This window comes from Desulfurella sp. (assembly GCF_023256235.1).
Taxonomy (GTDB): domain Bacteria; phylum Campylobacterota_A; class Desulfurellia; order Desulfurellales; family Desulfurellaceae; genus Desulfurella.
This window is the reverse complement of sequence record NZ_JAGDWY010000082.1, coordinates 2,690-9,019: the sequence shown is the minus strand read 5'-3', so window position 1 is coordinate 9,019 and position 6,330 is coordinate 2,690. Positions and strand designations below refer to the sequence as shown.

Here is a 6,330-nt window from a genome sequence, read left to right as displayed (position 1 = left end):
TTTGATACCTGGCATCAAAAAAGAAGCGGTAAATTTATTGACAAAAAATCACCTGTTGCCATAGTGACTCTGACTGCGGAACTAAAAAACAAATTCTTTATTTAATCTTTGGTTCCGCATATACTACATTTGGTTCCGGATATACTACATTTGGGGGGGGTACTCTATAGATATCTATAGCTATTAAATACATAGAAATTATAGTATTTAATAGCTGCGCGCAATGGCTTATGCCTGAAGGCAACGCCATTGCGGAGATAAAGAATTGAAGTATAATTTTAATTTTCCCTGTTATAAAAAAAATAGTTAGTACCAGTATTAAGCATAGAGGAAAACAAGTTTGTTTATAGAATTTATAGAAAAGTACCCCCCTTTACCCCCAAAAAAATTTTTGCACCACACGCACTACATCAGGAAACGATTGAGTGACAAGCAGTTGTTGTTTAAAGGTTGCAGACTGTGAAATAAATTGCATAGAATAACAAAGCAAGAAAGATTCTAACAAGGCGTTGGGTTAGCAAGCACAAAGTAATAATTGTAATGTATTTACTAAATTTACATACAGCAAAACTGACATAACACAAGACACGGCTTATGAAAACAGCAATCTGCTAAATCTGATTTGTCTGAATTTACAAGATCCGCAGAATATATTAAATCTATAAAAAACAATTCTAATCTTTTGTTTTGATTCTTATACCGGTACCGGCAATTTGCTATCCTGCTGCACTAAAAATTTGCCCAGAATCGCTACGTATTTGCCCCAGGTCGCAATGTCTAAGTGTCAGCAATATAATTTTTTTATAGTCTACAATTTTTAAAAAACACAGATCCTGTTAAAACAATAAAAACTCAAATTAGCATCTAAATAAATCAATTGTAAGCGTTTTAAGTGCTAGATATTATTCTTAATATAAGATTATCCATAATATATTACTATATCACTTATAATAACGCTTTTATGATTGATACTTTTAAATAGTGTATTAATTACAAATAATATTAAAAATCTTGTTATTAGTAATTGTTGTAAGACTAAAAATTTATTGCAGATTTACTTAAAAAAGTTTGATAGTCAAAATACTTTGCAGACATTTGCTATAGCAAATTATAAATTATACAAAAACCCTCCAAAAAAATCTTGCAAAAAATTGTGCATTGTTAATGTGTAAAAAAAATGCAATACTGATTTTGAGAAAGCTTATTTAAAAGACATTTTGCTAAAGTTTTTTGGTGCACGAAAGGGGAATAAAAGGGGAACCAAAGGGGAATGAGAGGGGAACGAAAGGGGAGTCAAAGGAGAATGAAAAGGGAATGAAAGGGGAATGAAAAGAGAAAAATCAAACTCAAAAAATTCGGTCCTTTTGATCGCTAGTGATTAGACACTTTATATATTATTCAGTTTGTTTTATAATTATGCAAAAAATTCGACACTTTTTGTAGTCAAGTATTCGATACTTTTTCTCATTTTGTGCAATTTTTAGTGCGCACTTTTTATGCACATTAATTTTCACATAAAAAAATTTTTTATACTGATTTTTGTAAAACTTTACAAAGATAGTAATATTTTATGTGAGCACAGAGACTTCTAAAAGCTAGACACAAATTAGCTAGGTATTACATCTATGTGATATAAAATTTAACAAAACAACTTTTTAACTATGTTACATAAAATAACTGATAAAGTTGTGATTTTAAATTACAATGATTTAATAGATTTTTTTAATATTTATAAACTTTGTTTACAATATCTTGGTGAAATGATTAAGTTGTTTTTGTTCCTTTCCTTTAATTTCATAATCCTTTTAAAAAATAATAATCTCATAAATATGGATTTGAATTGTTTTGCAGGCATCCGCATAAATATTTTAAATAATTACAATTAATGCTTGCAAAATAGCAAAGCTTAGTATAAATTCTTTTAATATGAAAGAAAGACTAATAAATTGCAGGCACGCAACGTGTCAACATTCGAATAGACCAATGGAAATCTTTTTTGAAGACAATATAAGTTTTGATATTAATTCCAAAGGTATGCTCTTAAATAATAAATCTGAATTTTATAGTCTCTATACTTCTGTTCTTAAATCCTACTTTTCTAGAGCAGTTAAAACTACTATAAAGACTCTAACTAAATCAATAGAGTTTCATACAAAGTCATATATTTGCTCTACTATGAAATCTGGAGCCTATAAAGTCTTTTACGAAATAGAACCTATTATAGAATCAGCCCCAAAGCATTGTAAAGAAACAATAGACCGTCTAACAAAAGCTCAAGTGGGTTCAAAGGCAATTTAAATTTAATGGTAAAAATTAATGAGAAAAAATTTCGAAGACAAAATTGTAGAAACATTAATTGATCATTTTTGTGGTCTTAAAAAAGATATTTCAATATTAGAAAAACAATTTCAGCATAACACTTTTTTCAACAGGTTAAAAAATAGACGAAGTCAACTAAATACTGTGTTTTTTAAAATTGTAGTCAAACGGTTGATTCTAGTTAGTTTATTAAAAAAATTTCATGATTATGATTGAGACAGTAAAAAAGCTCGTAGAATACGCCATATTCCCACCAGGCTCAATAATAATCGTCTTTTTGGTTATATCCTTATTTTCAACAAAGAAAAAGTTCGTGTTTTATTTGAGTCTTTTTTGTGCTGTTGTTTTGTATCTTGCGTCTATATCGCCCGTAAAGAATATGCTTGTATCACCGCTTGAGCAATCTTATAAAATACCCAAAAACCTTCATGCAAATGCAATAGTGGTTTTAGGAGCAGGATCATATAACAAAAATACATTAGATGGCGATTCTCTTAACCGTTTAGTTGGTGGTTATATTTTATATAAAAAGCTGCATTTGCCTATTATTTTTTCTGGAGGATATGCAACCTCCACAAGATCAACCGCAAATATTGCAAAAAAAATTTTAGAACAAATGGGCGTTAACTCAAAAGATATTTTTATTGACAACAAAAGTTTTGATACAAACCAAAATGCAATTTATACAGCCAAAATTTGCAGAAAGCAAAATTTTAGAAAAATTATTTTAGTTACATCCGCTTATCACATGAAACGTGCAGTTATGCTTTTTAAAAAGCATAACCTTGATGTTATACCCTATCCTGTTGATTTTAAAGAAAGTCATTCTTATAATTTTTATAGTTATTTACCAACACTTGGTAATCTTGTAATATCAACCGAAGCTTTAAGAGAATATTTAGGCTACTTGTACTACAAGCTAATATTTTTTCTTTAATTTTTTACTAAAAAAGCTTTAAATTTTAAAAGAAAAGTGTACAATATAATTTTAAGTCAGTTCTAAATTTTGTAAATCATTAAAAGAGCTGATTTGGTTTTATTTAAAGAAAAGTAGGCTTTTATGCTAAAATATATTATAATCGCTTTTTTGGTTTGTTCATTGATTGACTTTTTAATTATAGTATTTTCGAACAAACTCTCTATTGGTTTAGATAAAATAAATAATGAGCCACAGAAATTTCATAAAAACTCAACACCAAGGCTTGGGGGCACTGGTATTTTTTTGGCTTTTTTTGTGATTTCTTTTTTACTTTTTGTTCACAGAAAAGAAAGTGATTTTTTACTATTAACGCTTTGTGCTACACCCGCTTTTTTGGTAGGCTTAACAGAAGATATATCAAGAAAAGTTAAACCAATTTACCGCTTACTAGTTATAACATTATCCGCTGGTCTTGGAATTTTATTTTTAGGTGCTCTATTAAACAGATTAGATTTGGGTATTGTTGATAAATTGTTTTCTTTTAAAGCCGTTGCGGTTATTGTTACGATTATTGCCGTTAGTGGGGTGACAAATGCTTTTAATATAATAGATGGATACAATGGTCTAGCTTCATTTGTTTCAATTATAATCTTTCTTGGTTTTGCCTATGTTGCGTTCAAACTAAATGACATGTATATAGTGTATGTCTGTTTTGCAATGATATTTTCCATTTTTGCATTTTTTTTGCTAAACTATCCTCTTGGAAAAATATTCTTAGGAGATGGCGGTGCTTATTTTATTGGATTTATTGCTGCGGAGGTAGCCGTTTTGGTTGTTGTAAGACACAAGCAGGTATCTGCTTTTTTTCCTTTGCTTTTGTGTATCTATCCAATTTTTGAAACAATATTTTCGATGTATAGGAGAAAAATCATTAAAAAATCATCAGTTGGCAAAGCAGATGCACTTCATTTGCATACACTTGTTTTTAGAAGAATGACACCAATATTTGTTGGTTCAAACCCAGAAAAAATTCTTTATAGAAATTCAATGACTTCTCCATTTTTGTGGGTTTTGACAGTTTTTAGCGCTTTACCTGCAATCTTATTCTGGAACGATACTAAAGTGCTTATTGTGTTTTCAATCATTTTTATGTTTATATATATTGGCTTATACTGGTCCATTGTGAAATTTAAAATTAGTAGAATAATGAAGTTTAGTAAATCAAATAAATTGTAATACTTTGTAAAAAGTAAAGTGGGGGTGTGTTTTGTTTAGGAAAATCTTTTTAGTTTTAAGCTTATTGTTTTATTTATCGGGGCTTACATATGCTCAGGGTGTAGAGATAACACCTTTGTATTCTGCAGGACAAACTCAAACATCAAGGCAGAATAATGCTGGAATGCCTGAAGGACCTTTTTCTCAATCACAAACAAGTCAACAATCTCAATCTGGGATTTCAAGTGAATCTTCTGTTTCTCAATTTCAACAGCAGAACCAAGGCTCGCAAACTAATCCTTTTGCACAATCACAGCAAACTGTTCCTCAATCGCAATACTCCAATCCTTCTGTTTCTCAGTTCCAACAGCAAACACTACCAGAACAAATTAAATCAAGTTCAGCAAGAAACGCAAAGTTCATTACTTAATGGTAAAACTTCTACAACTATAACAAACCCTGCATTAACTCCTTTAAACAAACCGTCTGCATTTGAGGAGTTTATATCTGGAAGCCTACCTTCATCTGTTTCCGTAAAAAATCTTAAACAATTTGGTTATAATCTATTTATCAGCCCGCCATCCACATTTGCACCGCTAATGAGTGTTCCCGTCGGCCCAAATTATATTATTGGTCCAAATGACCAGATAAAAATAGATGTTTGGGGTAGTGTAAGTGAGAATTTAACTCTAACTGTAAATAGAGATGGAGACATCAATATACCAGGCGTTGGAGTTGTAAGTGTAGCTGGTTTAAAATTTTCTGAATTAAAAGGTGTAATACAAAATGCATTTTCTAAATACTATAAAAATTTCAATTTAAATATAACAATGGGTTCATTAAGAACTATGACTATATATGTCGTAGGTTATGCTGCACACCCCGGAAGCTATACCGTGTCTTCTTTATCAACCCTAATTAACGCGCTTTTTGCATGCGGCGGTCCATCTAAAATTGGTTCCATGAGAAATATCGAGGTTAAAAGAGATGGAAAAACAATAACACACTTTGACATGTACGATTTTTTAATATACGGTGACACAACAGGCAACATAAGATTACAGCCTGGAGACGTAATCTACATTCCGCCAATTGGTCCAGAAGTTGCTATTGCAGGCGCTGTTAAGGACCCTGCTATTTATGAACTTAAGGGCAGAACCTCAATTCTTGCGCTTATAGAAATGGCGGGGGGTCTTCAAAGCTTTGCTTTCACAGGCAGAGTGCAAGTTTATAGGATAGTTGATCATCAGGTTCGTATGGTTTTTGAAGATAGCCTCAAAGACCTTAGAAACTTAGAGACATTAAAAAAACACCCCGAAGCAAATTTTATAGTTCATGGCGGAGATCTTGTTAAAATATTTTCTGTTCCCGAAGAATTGAATACTGTTAAACTTGAAGGAGCAGTTGCAATGCCTGGCTCTTTTGCCATAAAACCAAATGTAACGACTTTAAAAACCGTAATAGATAGAGCAGGAGGTTTGCTCTACTATGCCTCAGATAAAGCTGAAATTACCAGAACTTCAATTACACAAGAGGGCCCAAAGGTTGAAAGGTTTCACGTCAATTTAGCAAAAGCACTTAAAGATGATCCTAAAGATAATATTAAGCTTGAAATAGGAGACTATATATTTGTAAGAACTATTCCCAACTGGCATCCTTACGAGTATGTTTACATTGGCGGACAGGTTAAATATCCAGGCGTATATCCGATTACGCCAGGAGAAAGGTTATCGTCTGTGCTTGAAAGAGCCGGCGGTTATACTAAAGAGGCTTATTTAAGAGGCGCAGTTTTTACAAGAGCAAGCGTGCAAAAAATTCAGCAGCAAAGCATTGATTTGATGATAAATAGACTGCAGCAGCAGCTTCTAGCATCAAAC

The 6,330-nt window shown here is 31.5% G+C and carries 5 protein-coding genes; all 5 read left to right on the top strand.

What is annotated here, in order from left to right:
• The first annotated feature begins 1,926 nt into the window (after positions 1–1,926).
• Complete coding sequence (locus Q0C22_RS08985) at positions 1,927–2,298, top strand: hypothetical protein (RefSeq protein WP_291493942.1); 372 nt, start codon at positions 1,927–1,929, stop codon at positions 2,296–2,298.
• 334 nt (positions 2,299–2,632) lie between these two features.
• Positions 2,633–3,256 (top strand): YdcF family protein, encoded by a 624-nt coding sequence (locus tag Q0C22_RS08980; protein ID WP_291493941.1) that lies wholly within the window; start codon positions 2,633–2,635, stop codon positions 3,254–3,256.
• Between the two features lie 123 nt (positions 3,257–3,379).
• On the top strand, positions 3,380–4,474 hold the full coding sequence (locus Q0C22_RS08975) for a glycosyltransferase (RefSeq protein ID WP_291493939.1): 1,095 nt from the start codon (positions 3,380–3,382) through the stop codon (positions 4,472–4,474).
• A 31-nt stretch (positions 4,475–4,505) separates the two neighbouring features.
• Positions 4,506–4,883, top strand: a complete 378-nt coding sequence (locus Q0C22_RS08970; protein ID WP_291493937.1) for a hypothetical protein — start codon at positions 4,506–4,508, stop codon at positions 4,881–4,883.
• A gap of 169 nt (positions 4,884–5,052) precedes the next feature.
• Positions 5,053–6,330 (top strand): SLBB domain-containing protein (locus tag Q0C22_RS08965; RefSeq protein ID WP_291493935.1); only part of this gene is annotated, 1,278 nt, incomplete at its 3' end.

Excerpts from the sequence above, each read along its gene's own strand:
- Q0C22_RS08985 (WP_291493942.1), top strand. The coding sequence starts at position 1,927 with ATGAAAGAAAGACTAATAAATTGCAGGCACGCAACGTGTCAACATTCG.
- Q0C22_RS08975 (WP_291493939.1), top strand. The coding sequence starts at position 3,380 with ATGCTAAAATATATTATAATCGCTTTTTTGGTTTGTTCATTGATTGAC.